This is a genomic window from Leclercia adecarboxylata (assembly GCF_006874705.1).
In the GTDB taxonomy this organism is placed as follows: Bacteria; Pseudomonadota; Gammaproteobacteria; order Enterobacterales; family Enterobacteriaceae; genus Enterobacter; species Enterobacter adecarboxylatus_C.
The window spans coordinates 3,465,497-3,480,147 of the sequence record NZ_CP035382.1 but is presented as its reverse complement, the minus strand read 5'-3'; the positions used below and the strand labels follow the sequence as shown (position 1 = coordinate 3,480,147).

Here is a 14,651-nt window from a genome sequence, read left to right as displayed (position 1 = left end):
TCGCCTTACCCGGCCTACAAAACCGGCCCCAACTTTCTATCAGGCCAGCGCCTTACTGATCTTCTCGTACAGATCGCCAGAGAGATTCTCCAGCCCTTTCAGCTGCTCCAGCGCCGCACGCATCTTCGCCTGACGCTCTGCATCATAGCGTTTCAGACGGATCAGCGGCTCAATCAGACGCGACGCCACCTGCGGGTTACGGCTGTTAAGCTCCGTCAGCATCTCCACCATAAACTGGTAGCCGCTGCCATCTTCCGCATGGAAGGCGGCCGGGTTGCTGCTGGCGAAGGCGCCAATCAGGGAACGGACGCGGTTCGGGTTGCTCAGGGTGAATGAGCGGTGCTCAAGCAGGCTGCGCACCTTGTTTACCACGTCGGCGGCCGGGCTGGTGGACTGCAGAATGAACCACTTGTCCATCACCAGACCATCCTGATGCCATTTGTCGTCATACTCCTGCATCAGGGCATCACGGCACGGCAGTTCCGCGGCAACGCTTGCGGCCAGCGCGGCAAGAGCGTCGGTCATGTTGTCGGCAGTATGATACTGCTGGCTGACCAGTTCGTTAGCGAGCGCTGTTTCGCCAAACGCCAGATAGCGCAGGCAGGTGTTACGCAGCGCGCGCTTGCCGATATCGGCATGCTCAACGCGGTACGCATCCAGCTTGTGATGGTTGTAGATGGCGAGGAACTCATCCGCCAGCTCGGTCGCCAGGGTACGGGTCAGGGCTTCGCGCACGGCCACAATCGCAATCGGGTCAATAATCTCGAACAGCTCGGCGATTTCAGTCGCGGACGGCAGGGTCAGAATTTCAGCCGCCAGCGCCGGATCAATCTTCTCGTCCAGCAGAATGGCGCGGAAGGCATCCGCAACATGGACCGGCAGAGACAGCGGCTGGCCCTGTTGATGACGATTGACGTTCAGCTTGATGTAGGTTGCCAGCAGGCTCTGCGCGGCATCCCAGCGGGAGAAGTCGTTGCGCGCGTGACGCATCAGGAAGGTCAGCTGCTGATCGCTCCACTTGTACTCCAGCTTAACCGGCGCGGAGAATTCGCACAGCAGCGCAGGCACAGGCTGGAAGTAGACGTTATCAAAGACGAAGGTCTGTTCGGCCTGGGTCACGTTCAGCACGTTATGCACCGGATGACCGCCCTTTTGCAGCGGGATCACTTTGCCTTCGTTATCGTACAGCTCGATGGCAAACGGAATATGCAGCGGGTGCTTCTCTTCCTGCTCGGCCGTCGGCGGCGTGCGCTGGCTGATGGTCAGGGTATACTGCTCGGTTTCCGGGTTGTAGTCGTCTTTGACGGTCACAATCGGCGTACCGGCCTGGCTGTACCAGCGGCGGAAGTGGGACAGATCGATATTAGAGGCATCTTCCATCGCCTGCACGAAGTCGTCGCAGGTGGCGGCGCTGCCGTCATGGCGCTCGAAATAGAGCTGCATCCCTTTCTGGAAATTCACTTCGCCCAGCAGAGTGTGGATCATGCGGATGATTTCGGAACCCTTCTCATACACCGTCAGGGTGTAGAAGTTGTTCATCTCAATCACTTTGTCCGGGCGGATCGGGTGCGCCATCGGGCTGGCGTCTTCGGCAAACTGCAGGCCGCGCATGGTGCGCACGTTGTTGATGCGGTTAACCGCGCGTGAGCCGAGGTCAGAGCTGAACTCCTGATCGCGGAAGACGGTTAAACCCTCTTTCAGGCTCAGCTGGAACCAGTCGCGGCAGGTGACGCGGTTACCGGTCCAGTTATGGAAATATTCGTGGCCGATGACGCGCTCGATATCGAGGTAGTCTTTATCGGTGGCGGTATCGGTCCGCGCCAGCACGTACTTAGAGTTAAAGACGTTGAGGCCTTTGTTCTCCATCGCGCCCATATTAAAGAAGTCGACGGCGACGATCATATAGATGTCGAGGTCATACTCGAGGCCGAATCGCTCTTCGTCCCACTTCATGGAGTTGATAAGCGAGGTCATCGCCCACGGAGCGCGATCGAGGTTGCCGCGGTCGACAAACAGCTCCAGCGCCACTTCACGGCCAGAACGGGTGGTGAAGGTGTCGCGCAGAACGTCAAAATCGCCCGCCACCAGCGCAAACAGGTAGCACGGTTTTGGGAACGGATCCTGCCACTGCACCCAGTGACGGCCATTTTCCAGCTCGCCTTCACCGACGCGGTTGCCGTTGGAGAGCAGGAACGGATAGGTAGCTTTATCAGCAATGATTTTGGTGGTGAAGCGGGCCAACACATCCGGGCGATCGAGATACCAGGTAATGTGGCGGAAACCTTCGGCTTCGCACTGGGTACAGAGGGCGACACCCGACTGGTATAACCCCTCCAGCGCGGTGTTGGACGCCGGGCTGATTTCGTTGACGATGCGTAAGGTAAAACGCTCCGGCAGGTTGTCGAGCACCAGCTGGTTGTTTTCTTCTTTATAGTCGGTCCATGCGGTGTCGTTGACGTGCACCGACACCAGGGTCAGATCTTCGCCATCAAGACGCAGCGGCACCGCCGTGGCGTTATGGCGGGTCACCTGGCTTACCGCCGTGACAACGGTTTTTGTGGCATCCAGGTCAAAAGTCAGATCGATATCGCTAATCAGGTAATCCGGCGCACGGTAGTCGTGGCGGTATTTGGCTTGAGGCTGTTGTGTCATAGAAAACCTTTTGCATCGTTTGTCGAATAACGAGTCAGTCTATTCCTGTTGTGTAAATCGCGCTATGCAGAATGTTCATCTTTTCAGTTACAAACACGCTATTTGCTACATTTGTATAACACTCGGCACGAAATGCACTCGACCCTGAACCAGGCTTATGGTGTGATCGGGGTTCAATAAATCGCTAAACAGGGTATACTCCAGCGGTTTCAATAGTTGTTTATTGTACTAAACGCTCCCGTGAGAGGATGCTATTGCGCGCCTATGACTCGATTCGCTTCACCTGTTCTGCATACGCTGCTGGATACCGACGCGTATAAACTGCATATGCAGCAAGCCGTTTTTCACCACTACCACGACGTACAGGTCGCGGCGGAGTTCCGCTGCCGTGGTGATGATTTGCTTGGGATCTATGCTGATGCCATTCGTGAGCAAGTCGACGCTATGCAGCATCTTCGTCTGCAAGATGATGAATTCCAGTGGCTTTCCGGCCTGCCTTTCTTTAAAGAAGACTATCTGCAATGGCTGCGGAATTTCCGCTATGACCCGACCCAGGTCCAGATCAGCAATGATAACGGCAAGCTGCATATTCGCCTTGAAGGCCCGTGGCGGGAAGTGATCATGTGGGAAGTGCCGCTGCTGGCGGTGATCAGCGAGCTGGTGCACCGCTTCCGCTCCCCGGATGCCGGCGTTGAGCAGGCGCTGGCCAACCTGGAACACAAGCTGGTTGATTTTGCCGGGCTTACCGAATCGTTGGATATGTCGCGTTTCCGGCTGATGGATTTTGGCACCCGCCGCCGTTTCTCTCGCGAGGTGCAGCAGGCCATCGTTGAGCGGTTGCAGCAGGAGCCATGGTTTGTCGGCACCAGCAATTACGATCTGGCCCGCCGTCTCAACCTGACGCCAATGGGCACCCAGGCGCATGAGTGGTTCCAGGCGCATCAGCAGATCAGCCCGGAACTGGCGACCAGCCAGCGTGCGGCGCTGGCGGCCTGGCTTGAGGAATACCCGAACCAGCTCGGCATCGCCTTAACCGACTGTATTACCATGGACGCCTTCCTGCGCGATTTCGGCCCGGAGTTCGCCACCGCCTATCAGGGGCTGCGCCACGACTCCGGCGATCCGCAGGAGTGGGGTGAGAAAGCCATTGCCCATTATCAGAAGCTGGGCATCGACCCGATGAGCAAAGTGCTGGTCTTCTCCGATAACCTCGACCTGCCAAAAGCGGTAGGCTTGTACCGCCACTTCTCCTCACGCATCAATCTGGGCTTTGGCATTGGCACCCGTTTGACCTGCGATATTCCTCAGGTAAAACCGCTGAATATCGTCATTAAACTGGTGGAATGTAACGGCAAGCCGGTAGCAAAACTCTCCGACAGCCCGGGTAAAACCATCTGCCATGACAAAGCCTTCGTGCGGGCGCTGCGCAAAGCGTTCGACCTGCCGCAAATTAAAATAGCCAGTTGATTTTCGCTAAAAAGGGCCCCTGCTGGGGCCCTTTTGTATTTCCTTGTTCTACAGCGGCAGACGGGTTCTGACGATCTCCGCAAAATACTCCGCGCCGGTCAGTAAAATCTCATCGTTGAAGTCATAGCAGGCATTGTGCAGCGGCGTATTGCCCTGCGGGTCCGACGCATCGCCATTGCCTAAAAAGACAAAGCAGCCGGGCACCTGCTGCAGGAAAGCGCCGAAATCTTCGGAAATCATCATCGGCGCGACGTTGCCCTCCACCCGCTCCGCGCCCACCACGTTTACCGCCGCGTTCACGGCCACATCCACACACTGCTGCCAGTTCACGGTCGGTGCGAACTCATGGGTGTAAATAAATTCGCACTGCGCCCCGTGCATGGCGCAAATCGCTTCGCTGATGGTGCGCATCCGTTCCTCGAGCAGGGCCTGCACCTCCGGGGAATCGCTGCGGGTATCGCCTTTGATTTCGACATGGGTCGGAATGGCATTGCGGATGCCGTCGGTGTGCAGCTCCGTACAGGAGATCACCGCCGGGACGTTGGGATCGACGTTGCGCGAGACGATGGTTTGCAGGGCCAGAATAATCTCCGCCGCAATCACCAGCGGATCTTTGGCCATGTGCGGTCGCGCGGCATGCGCCCCCTGGCCGGTAATACGAATAATAAAGTTATCTTCGCTGGCCATAATGCCGCCAACCCGGGTGGCTATCGTTCCGGCCTTCATGCCCGGCATATTGTGCAGGCCATAAATCTCTTCAATGCCAAAGCGCTCGATAACCCCGTCCGCCATCATCGCCTTCGCACCGTAACCCGGCTCCTCGGCTGGCTGGAAGACAAAGCAGACGGTGCCGTTGAAATTCTGCCGCTGTAACAGCAGCTGCGCCGCCCCCAGCGCAATACAGGTATGACCGTCGTGACCGCAGCCGTGCATGCGTTCCGGCGTGTCCGAGCGATAAGACATCTCGCCCTTTTCCGTCAGTTGAATGGCGTCGATGTCGGCGCGGATCGCGATGACGCCCTGACCTTCCCCGCATTTCAGGACCCCAACCAGCCCGGTTTTGCCAATGTCACGATGCACCTCAATCCCCATGCTCTGGAGTTTTTCGGCAATAAACTGCGCGGTTTTTACCTCTTCAAAGGCGCTTTCCGGGTTGGCATGCAGATGGTGACGCCATGCGGTAAGCTGCTGTTTGAGCTGTTCCTGATTCATCATAATCTCCAGTTAAGGTTAAGCCGGGCGCTGGGCGCGCTGTAAAACCACCTGCAGCAGCACGTTGGCACCGGCAATCAGGTCTTTGGGATCGCTATGTTCGTTGACGTTATGACTGATGCCGTCGACGCAGGGGACGAAGATCATCCCGGCCGGACACACCGAGGCCATAAACTGCGCATCGTGGCCTGCGCCGCTCGGCAGCCGTCGTGCGCTCAGGCCCTGACGCTTCGCCTCGTCTTCCACGGCGTTGACGATATCATCGGCAAAAATAACCGGATTAAAACGTACCAGCGAACGGCTGGTAATTTTTACCCCTTCGTCGTGGGCCGTTGTGGCGATAAAGTCCGCCAGCTGCTGTTCGGCCAGTTTTAAGACCGCGTTATCGGTATTGCGTAGATCCACCGACATCACGACCTGGTTGGGAATGACGTTAATCAGATTGGGTTTGACGCTAATATGCCCCACCGTGGCGACCTGATCGCCGCCGAGGTTCAGCGCCAGTTCACGGACAAAGACGGCGATTTTTGCTGCCGCCAGACCGGCATCGTGACGCATAGACATCGGCGTCGTACCGGCGTGATTGGAGACGCCCGTCAGGGTAAGTTCCTGCCATGAGATCCCCTGCACCCCGGTAACCACACCGATATCGGTTCCCTCTTTGTCGAGGATTGGCCCTTGCTCAATATGCAGTTCGACGTAGCTATCCACCGACATATCGCCAGGCCTGCGTTCGCCCCTGTAACCAATCGCCCGCAGCGCCTCGTCAAGGGTAATGCCCTCGCGATCTTTCGCCGCCAGCGCTGCCTCCAGCGGATATTCTCCGGCAAACACCACGCTGCCCATCATATCGGGCTGGAAGCGCACCCCCTCTTCATTAGTAAAGAAGGTGACCGCCAGCGGACGCCTGGCACGGAGCCCCGCCTCCTGCAGCGTGGCAATCACCTCAAGCCCGGCCATGACGCCATAGTTGCCGTCATACAGGCCACCGGTGCCGACGGTATCAATATGCGAACCCATCATGACTATAGGCAGCGCCTCTTCCCCGGCATACACGCCGGTAACGTTGCCGATCGCATCAACACTGATATCCAGCCCCAGGGCCTTCATTCTGGCGACAACAAAATCTCTGCCCGCTTTGTCCTCTGCGGTGGCCGCGAGGCGACAGACACCCCCACCCTCCAGCGCGCCGCATTCGCCAAGAGCGAACAGAGAATCGATAAGCCGTTGGCCGTTAATCTGTAGATAATGATGCATATAAATCTCGCTATTGATCGTGGTTACTGGAACATGCCGTAAAAAATGGCGGATACGGTAATCAGCCCAATCAGGGTGACAAAAACGTTGCTGGCTTTGCCGCGGTACGGCGCCAGCGCGGGTAATTTATGGATGGCGTACATGGGTAACAGCAGGAGGATCACCGCCCCGGTGGGGCCGCTGATGTATTCAATAATGCCGAGGATGCTGGGGTTTTTATAAGCGGCGAACCAGCAGGTCAGCACCATAAAAATCAGGATCGCGGCGTCAACAGAGCGGATGGCCGGTTTTTTACCCCGCGCGCCGGCGGTTTCAACGATCAGATCGCGCAGCGATTCATAGGCCCCGATATAGTGGCCGAGGAAGGATTTTGTAATGGCGACAAAGGCGATAATCGGTGACAGCCAGGCGATAACCGGCGTATCAAACTGGTTAGCGAGGTACGAGAGGATGGAGAGATTTTGCCTCTTTGCCTCCGCCAGCTGCTGCGGCGACAGGCTTAACACGCAGCTCAGCACGAAAAACAGTACCACCAGGGTCATCAACAGGATCCCGTAGCGCTGGATCTGCCCGCATTTATGCTCGGCCAGTGCCAGGCCGTAGCGCTGCTTCTGGCGCACCACCATCGGGGAGATAATCGGATAGTGGTTAAAGGACATCACCAGCACCGGAAATGTCATCCACAGGGTCAATAACATGCCGTGCCCGTCACCCACCGTACTGAGATTCAGGGTATGCAGGATCGCTCCGTTCCAGTGAGGGATCAGAAACAGCGCCATAAAAATAAGCGAGAGAATAAAGGGGTAAACCAGCGCGCTCATCACCCGCATGATCAACCGCTGCCCCAGCCGGACGATAAACATCAGCCCGAGGATCAGTCCTATAGCCACCAGCGCCCGCGGCGGCTCCGCCATTCCCAGTTGATGCGTGATAAAACTCTGCGCGGTATTGGTTATCGCCACCGCATACATAATCAGAATGGTATAGACGGCGAAGAAATAGATAACGGTAAATACCTTCCCGGCCAGCGCGCCGAAATGCTCCCCTATCGCATCGGTAATGGTGCTTTCCGGGGTAGTCGACGAGTAAATAAATCGCGCCAGCCCGCGGTGTGCCAGATAGGTAATGGGAAAGGCGAGGACGAAAACGATCAGCAGTGGCCAGAAGCCGCCAATTCCGGCGTTTATCGGCAGAAACAGCACTCCGGCGCCAATTGCCGTTCCGAAAAGGCCAAGTACCCAGACGGTATCTTCGCTATGCCATTTTGCGGGATTACATCCTCTTTCTGTAACAGCATTTTCACTATTCATCGGTCATGTTCTCTCTGTGCATTACGCGATACCGCGTATGTTTTATTGTCAGAACGCGTGCCATACCGAGGGCCTGTAGGGTAGGTAAAATGACCCTCTTGCTATTACCGGGGGCGATTAACCGTTACGGCCAAACCAGACGATCTCTTCATAGATGTCCGGGGAGGTGTCTCCTTCTGTGCTGATTAACAGGACGTGGACATCGGCATTGAGGCGCAGGGATTCGGCCAGTTCGCGATGTTCCGGTTGGGTCATCAGGGCATGCAGCACCCCGGCACCGATAGCACCAGACTCCCCGGAAATAAAGGGCTCATCGGTACCGGGGCGCGGCGCGGCAAGCAGGCGCATGCCGTTGGCGGCAAGGCGATCGTCGGCAGAGATAAAACAGGTGGCGTGGTCGCGCAGCATCGGCCAGCTGGTAATATTCGGTTCCCCACAGGCCAGCCCGGCCATCAGGGTGGCCATATCGCCCCCCACGCTATGCGGTTGTCCGTCATTGATGACCACCGAGCGATACAGGCAGTTCGCCTGATGCGGTTCCACAATGACGATCGTCGGCGCCTGATGCTGCATCTTCTCGACAAAATAGCCCATGATGCTGCCCGCGAATGACCCCACGCCGGCCTGTAAAAAGAGGTGCGTCGGTAACGGCGTGCCGCTTTGCCGCAGCTGTTCCCAGGCTTCAACGGCAAGGGTCATATAGCCCTGCATAATCCAGGTGGGGATCTGCTCATAGCCCTGCCAGGCCGTATCCTGCAGCAGCACCCAACCCTGCTCGCGGGCCGCTTTGTCGGCCAGCCGCACGGTATCGTCGTAGTTGAGATCGGTGATGGTGCATTCGGCGCCGTGCTGGCGAATATTCTGCGCCCGCACCGGCGAAGAACCTTTTGGCATATAAACCACCGCCCGCAGGCCGAGCTGCTCTGCCGCCCAGGCGACACCGCGTCCATGATTACCATCGGTGGCGGTGACAAAGACAATATCCTTAATGCGGGCTTTTATTTCCGCTGAGTTAAGGTCGGCGAAACTCAGGGTATTAATGTCGCGTCCAAGCAGGTCGGCGAGATATTTCCCCATGGCATAAGACCCCCCAAGCCCTTTAAAGGCATTGAGGCCGAATCGCTGGGCTTCATCCTTAACATGTAACGACCCCAGCCCCAGACGTTGGCTTAAGTGGTCCAGCCGGCGCAGCGGCGTCACCTGATAAGCGGGAAATTTTTGATGAAAAGCAAGTACTTCGCCTCCGACCTGCTCATTGAGCAAGCTGAGGCTCACCCCCTTGCCATAGGCTTTGCGTCGGGCGTTAAAATGAAAATTAATCCTGTCCGTCATAAGTGCACCTTTATTGTGTGAAATCGCGTGGGCTGGCTATTTGAAGCGACTTAACGCTTTCCCGGTGATAGTGATGGTACACTTCGCCCGATGCGCAAATGGCGCAAAATTGCCCACTATTGCGCAATTTCCGCCCTTATTTACCTCATCAATGCAACAAAATTGCATTAGTGAGGCCGATCACACTGTTTAAAGGCTGCCAACACGATGAAACTGGATACCTGGGATAAAAAAATCCTCACGCTTTTACAGCAGACGAATCGCCTCTCGCAGCGGGAAATTGCCGATCGCGTCAGCCTGTCTGCCTCGGCGGTCAACAGGCGGATCGCCGCGCTGGAGGAGGCAGGCATTATCAAGGGCAGCGTCAGCGTGGTGGACGCCAGCAAGGTGGGCCGCCCGATCACCATCATGGCTCAGGTCACCATTGAGAACGAACGCCTGGATTTGCTGGAGGAAGATAAGCAGCGGTTCGTGAATTGTCCGCAGGTGCAGCAGGTGTATTACGTCACCGGAGATTTTGATTTTCTGCTGGTGATTAACGTGCGCGATATGGCGGAATACGAAGGGCTGACCCGCGAGCTGTTCTTCGCCTCGGGGAACATTAAGTCCTTCCGCACCATCGTTTCGATGCAAAATGCCAAGCAGGAGATGACGGTGGTGATTGAATAGTTTGCGTGAAAGGCAATGGCAGAGGGTAATGAATCTGTCCGCACCATTATTATTTCCGAAATCCGCTCTTTCATATGCGAATTCTACTTGTCTGATGGAAGATGACAGGTAACATAGATATCCCCCCATTGAAGGGGATACAGATTTTATTTTTGGACTACATAGAGAGACTATTATGAGCGTTGTGCCTGTAGCCGACGTACTCCAGGGCCGCGTTACCGTTGACAGCGAAGTCACCGTGCGCGGATGGGTGCGTACCCGCCGAGATTCAAAAGCTGGCTTTTCATTCCTCGCCGTTTATGACGGTTCCTGCTTTGATCCTGTACAGGCCGTTATTAATAATTCTCTGCCCAATTACAATCAGGAAGTGCTGCGTCTGACCACCGGCTGTTCCGTGGTCGTCACCGGCAAAATCGTGGCCTCTCAGGGCCAGGGTCAGAGCTATGAACTGCAGGCCACCTCGATTGAAGTGACCGGCTGGGTTGAAGATCCGGATACTTACCCGATGGCGGCAAAACGTCACAGCATTGAGTATCTGCGTGAAGTGGCTCACCTGCGCCCGCGTACCAACATGATTGGCGCCGTTGCCCGTGTCCGTCACACCCTCGCTCAGGCGCTGCACCGTTTCTTTGACGAGCAGGGTTACTTCTGGGTCTCCACCCCGCTGATCACCGCCTCCGACACCGAAGGCGCTGGCGAGATGTTCCGCGTCTCCACGCTGGACATGGAAAACCTGCCGCGCACGCCGGAAGGCAAAGTGGACTATGACAAAGATTTCTTTGGTAAAGAGTCCTTCCTGACCGTATCTGGCCAGCTGAACGGCGAAACCTACGCCTGCGCACTGTCCAAAATTTACACCTTCGGCCCAACCTTCCGCGCTGAAAACTCCAACACCAGCCGCCACCTGGCGGAGTTCTGGATGCTGGAGCCGGAAGTGGCCTTTGCCAACCTCGACGACGTGGCTGGCCTGGCGGAAGCGATGCTGAAGTACGTCTTTAATGCCGTACTGACCGAGCGCGCAGATGACATGAAGTTCTTCGCCGAGCGCGTGGACAGCGATGCTATCTCCCGTCTGGAGCGTTTCGTCTCTGCTGATTTTGCGCAGGTGGATTACACCGATGCGGTGACCATTCTCGAAAACTGCGGCCAGAAATTCGAGAATCCGGTGTACTGGGGTGTTGACCTCTCCTCCGAGCACGAACGCTATCTCGCCGAGAAACACTTCAAAGCCCCGGTGGTCGTGAAAAACTATCCGAAAGACATTAAGGCGTTCTATATGCGCCTTAACGAAGACGGTAAAACCGTTGCCGCGATGGACGTACTTGCCCCGGGCATCGGTGAAATCATCGGTGGTTCTCAGCGTGAAGAGCGTCTGGATGTGCTGGATGCGCGTATGGCTGAGATGCGCCTCAACAAAGAGGACTACTGGTGGTACCGCGATTTACGTCGTTACGGCACCGTTCCGCACTCCGGTTTCGGTCTCGGCTTCGAACGTCTGATCGCTTACGTGACCGGCGTACAGAACGTGCGTGATGTGATCCCATTCCCGCGTACCCCGCGCAGCGCCACCTTCTGATTTATTAACATTTAATGGCCAGCATATGCTGGCCATTATTTTATCCTGCACTGTCAACTTATGTCAGTCGAAAGTCATTATCCTTAAAGAGCAACCCCGCAAGATCCTCTCCACTGTTACGCTTTATTTCTATGAAATATCTTTGCACAAAAAATAAACCATAGTCTTATTGCGCCTAATACACCTCTCAAGCTTTAGCACAATTTTCAACCAAAAAACTGGCTATCCAGAAGTCCATTTACAGAAATAAGAAAAACAGTGTGCAAATGGTTCGCAGCATAAAAAAAGTCATTAGATAAAATTATGATAAGTAATTCATATAGATAGAAAAGAGAAAGGTTTAATTTTCGCCACTCAACTCTGAAGTTTGAGATAGTTCACAAAGTTCCTTAAAATACATGTTTTGTTACACATATTTTCTTTTTGTAACTGTATCTTGATGTTTGTAGCACTTTCAGGGTGGCGAAACGGTAATTTGAATGGAAAGATGCCTGTCAGACACATAAAGACACCAAACTCTCATCAATAGTTCCGGAAATATTTATTGACGAAATTTATTGGCGGCAGTGGCGAGTGTCATAAAAAAACAAATGAGGGTAATAAATAATGATGAAGCGCAATATCCTGGCAGTGGTTATCCCTGCTCTGCTGGTAGCCGGTGCAGCTAACGCTGCTGAGATCTATAACAAAAACGCCAACAAACTGGATCTGTACGGCAAAGTTGTTGGTAAACACATCTGGGATAAATCTGGCGGCGACAACAACAGCGCTGACGACTCTTATGCTCGTATTGGCTTCAAGGGCGAAACTCAGGTAAATGACCAACTGGCTGGTTACGGTCAGTGGGAATACAACCTGAACGCAAGCAAAGCTGAAGGTTCTCAGGACACCAGAACCCGTCTGGCCTTCGCAGGTCTGAAAGCGGGCGACTACGGCTCATTCGACTACGGCCGTAACTATGGCGTGTTCTATGATGCGCTGGCATCTACCGATATGCTGGTTGAATACGGCGGCGACACCCTGTGCCAGACCGACAACTTCATGACCTGCCGTACCACTGGCGTTGCGACCTATCGTAACTCCAACTTCTTCGGCCTGGTTGATGGCCTGTCTCTGGGTCTGCAATACCAGGGCAAAAACGTTAACGGTCACGGCGTTGAGCGCCAGAACGGCGACGGCAACAGCTACTCTTTAGGCTATGACTTCCTGGATGGCTTCAACGTCACCGCGGCATACACCAACTCTGACCGTACTAACGGTCAAGAAGCTGATGGCCAGGGTTCTCGCGCTGAAGGTTGGGCAACATCTGCTAAGTATGATGCCAACAACCTGTACGCTGCGGTTATGTACGGCGAATCAAACAACATGACTCGTGAAAACGATGATACGTTCGCCAACAAAACCCAGAACTTCGAAGCTGTGGTTCAGTACCAGTTCGATTTCGGCCTGCGTCCATCCGTGGGTTACGTTCAGTCCAAAGGTAAAGACCTGGCTGCACGTGGCACCTTCAACGGTGGCGATGCTGACCTGGTGAAATACGTAGAAGTGGGCTCATGGTACTACTTCAACAAGAACATGAACGTGTACGGTGCATACCGCTTCAACCTGCTGGATGACAATAGCTACACCAGCAGCGTTAAGCTGGCAACAGACGACACCTACGTTCTGGGTCTGGTATACCAGTTCTAATCAGTACACCACTTTGTTATATGTCTAAAAAACAGGGCTTCGGCCCTGTTTTTTTATGCCCGAAAGCTAAAAATGGCGACTTTTGAAAAGCCGCACGCTTTTTGTAGCAAACGGTTGGCATTTTGTAGAACTATCGTTAACCTGATAGCGGATTTCACTTCCGTAACCACAATGGAACTTCGTCATGTTTGAGAACATTACCGCCGCCCCTGCCGACCCGATTCTGGGCCTGGCCGATCTGTTTCGTGCCGATGACCGCCCTGGAAAAATCAACCTGGGTATTGGTGTCTATAAAGATGAGACCGGCAAGACCCCGGTACTGACCAGCGTTAAAAAAGCTGAGCAGTATCTGCTGGAAAACGAAAATACCAAAAACTACCTCGGCATCGACGGCATCCCGGAATTTGGTCGTTGCACTCAGGAGCTGCTGTTCGGCAAAGGCAACGCGATTATCAGCGATAAACGTGCCCGCACCGCACAGACCCCTGGCGGTACCGGTGCCCTGCGCGTGGCGGGGGATTTCCTCGCCAAAAATACCAGCGTAAAAACCGTCTGGGTGAGCAACCCAAGCTGGCCGAACCATAAGAGCGTCTTCAACTCTGCCGGTCTGGAAGTGCGTGAATACGCTTACTACGACGCGGCTAATCATGCTCTCGACTTTGACGGTCTGCTGGCAAGCCTGAGCGAAGCGCAGGCGGGCGATGTGGTCCTGTTCCACGGCTGCTGCCATAACCCAACCGGCATCGATCCGACGCTGGAACAGTGGGAACAGCTGGCGAAACTGTCCGTCGAAAAAGGCTGGCTGCCGCTGTTTGACTTCGCCTACCAGGGCTTTGCCCGTGGTCTGGAAGAAGATGCTGAAGGCCTGCGTGCGTTCGCTGCACTGCATAAAGAGCTGATTGTTGCCAGCTCCTACTCCAAGAACTTCGGTCTGTACAATGAGCGCGTAGGCGCCTGTACGCTGGTGGCTGCCGACGAGCAGACCGTCGATCGTGCGTTCAGCCAGATGAAATCCGTTATTCGTGCTAACTACTCCAACCCACCGGCTCACGGTGCGTCTGTAGTGGCAACCATTCTCAGCAACGACGCGCTGCGCGCCATCTGGGAACAGGAACTGAACGACATGCGTCAGCGTATTCAGCGCATGCGCCTGCTGTTCGTTAACACCCTGGCGGAAAAAGGCGCAGATCGCGACTTTAGCTTCATCATCAAGCAGAACGGCATGTTCTCATTCAGCGGCCTGACCAAAGAGCAGGTTCTGCGTCTGCGTGAAGAGTTTGGCGTGTACGCGGTGGCTTCCGGTCGTGTTAACGTGGCGGGTATGACGCCGGATAACATGGCGCCGCTGTGCGAAGCGATTGTGGCTGTGCTGTAAAAAACTGTCGGGTGGCGCTTGCGCTTACCCGACCTACAAAAGCCACGTAGGCCCGCGCAAGCGTAGCGCCGCCGGGCAAAAAAAAGCCTGCTTAAAGCAGGCTTTTTTTATT

The 14,651-nt window shown here is 55.2% G+C and carries 10 protein-coding genes; 5 read left to right on the top strand and 5 right to left on the bottom strand.

Annotated features, from left to right (window positions below):
* Positions 1–39 precede the first annotated feature (39 nt).
* Positions 40–2,652 carry an aminopeptidase N gene (gene pepN / locus ES815_RS17465; protein WP_142488940.1) on the bottom strand — a complete coding sequence of 871 codons (2,613 nt, stop codon included), beginning with the start codon at positions 2,650–2,652 and terminating at the stop codon, positions 40–42.
* A 264-nt stretch (positions 2,653–2,916) separates the two neighbouring features.
* Here pepN and pncB point away from each other — a divergent pair, with 264 nt between their 5' ends.
* Positions 2,917–4,119 carry a nicotinate phosphoribosyltransferase gene (pncB, locus tag ES815_RS17460; RefSeq protein WP_142488939.1) on the top strand — a complete coding sequence of 401 codons (1,203 nt, stop codon included), beginning with the start codon at positions 2,917–2,919 and terminating at the stop codon, positions 4,117–4,119.
* Positions 4,120–4,167: 48 nt separating this feature from the next.
* Here the strand turns inward: pncB and ES815_RS17455 are convergent, their stop codons facing one another.
* The 4 genes from ES815_RS17455 to dpaL all read right to left on the bottom strand — a co-directional run bounded on the left by ES815_RS17455 (position 4,168) and on the right by dpaL (position 9,230).
* Positions 4,168–5,331, bottom strand: coding sequence for a M20 aminoacylase family protein (locus ES815_RS17455; RefSeq protein ID WP_142488938.1), 1,164 nt, complete (start codon positions 5,329–5,331; stop codon positions 4,168–4,170).
* An 18-nt stretch (positions 5,332–5,349) separates the two neighbouring features.
* Complete coding sequence (locus tag ES815_RS17450; protein ID WP_142488937.1) at positions 5,350–6,588, bottom strand: Zn-dependent hydrolase; 1,239 nt, start codon at positions 6,586–6,588, stop codon at positions 5,350–5,352.
* Positions 6,589–6,611: 23 nt separating this feature from the next.
* Complete coding sequence (locus ES815_RS17445; RefSeq protein ID WP_142488936.1) at positions 6,612–7,898, bottom strand: aromatic amino acid transport family protein; 1,287 nt, start codon at positions 7,896–7,898, stop codon at positions 6,612–6,614.
* Positions 7,899–8,015: 117 nt separating this feature from the next.
* Positions 8,016–9,230: a diaminopropionate ammonia-lyase gene (gene dpaL, locus ES815_RS17440; RefSeq protein ID WP_142488935.1), complete on the bottom strand. Its 1,215-nt coding sequence runs from the start codon at positions 9,228–9,230 to the stop codon at positions 8,016–8,018.
* A 207-nt stretch (positions 9,231–9,437) separates the two neighbouring features.
* On the opposite strand from dpaL, the gene ES815_RS17435 reads away from it, so the two are divergent.
* From ES815_RS17435 to ES815_RS17420, 4 genes are all read left to right on the top strand, one after another.
* The gene (locus tag ES815_RS17435) at positions 9,438–9,899 is read left to right on the top strand and encodes an Lrp/AsnC family transcriptional regulator (RefSeq protein ID WP_142488934.1); all 462 of its coding nucleotides are present in this window, start codon (positions 9,438–9,440) and stop codon (positions 9,897–9,899) included.
* Between the two features lie 175 nt (positions 9,900–10,074).
* Positions 10,075–11,475 carry an asparagine--tRNA ligase gene (gene asnS / locus ES815_RS17430; protein ID WP_142488933.1) on the top strand — a complete coding sequence of 467 codons (1,401 nt, stop codon included), beginning with the start codon at positions 10,075–10,077 and terminating at the stop codon, positions 11,473–11,475.
* Positions 11,476–12,081: 606 nt separating this feature from the next.
* Entirely contained in the window at positions 12,082–13,164 is a 1,083-nt protein-coding gene (locus ES815_RS17425; RefSeq protein ID WP_285131210.1) for a porin, read from the top strand.
* A gap of 184 nt (positions 13,165–13,348) precedes the next feature.
* The gene (locus ES815_RS17420; protein WP_142488932.1) at positions 13,349–14,539 is read left to right on the top strand and encodes an amino acid aminotransferase; all 1,191 of its coding nucleotides are present in this window, start codon (positions 13,349–13,351) and stop codon (positions 14,537–14,539) included.
* Positions 14,540–14,651: the final 112 nt, after the last annotated feature.

Excerpts from the sequence above, each read along its gene's own strand:
- pepN (WP_142488940.1), bottom strand. The coding sequence starts at position 2,652 with ATGACACAACAGCCTCAAGCCAAATACCGCCACGACTACCGTGCGCCG.
- pncB (WP_142488939.1), top strand. The coding sequence starts at position 2,917 with ATGACTCGATTCGCTTCACCTGTTCTGCATACGCTGCTGGATACCGAC.
- ES815_RS17455 (WP_142488938.1), bottom strand. The coding sequence starts at position 5,331 with ATGAATCAGGAACAGCTCAAACAGCAGCTTACCGCATGGCGTCACCAT.
- ES815_RS17450 (WP_142488937.1), bottom strand. The coding sequence starts at position 6,588 with ATGCATCATTATCTACAGATTAACGGCCAACGGCTTATCGATTCTCTG.
- ES815_RS17445 (WP_142488936.1), bottom strand. The coding sequence starts at position 7,898 with ATGAATAGTGAAAATGCTGTTACAGAAAGAGGATGTAATCCCGCAAAA.
- dpaL (WP_142488935.1), bottom strand. The coding sequence starts at position 9,230 with ATGACGGACAGGATTAATTTTCATTTTAACGCCCGACGCAAAGCCTAT.
- ES815_RS17435 (WP_142488934.1), top strand. The coding sequence starts at position 9,438 with ATGAAACTGGATACCTGGGATAAAAAAATCCTCACGCTTTTACAGCAG.
- asnS (WP_142488933.1), top strand. The coding sequence starts at position 10,075 with ATGAGCGTTGTGCCTGTAGCCGACGTACTCCAGGGCCGCGTTACCGTT.
- ES815_RS17425 (WP_285131210.1), top strand. The coding sequence starts at position 12,082 with ATGATGAAGCGCAATATCCTGGCAGTGGTTATCCCTGCTCTGCTGGTA.
- ES815_RS17420 (WP_142488932.1), top strand. The coding sequence starts at position 13,349 with ATGTTTGAGAACATTACCGCCGCCCCTGCCGACCCGATTCTGGGCCTG.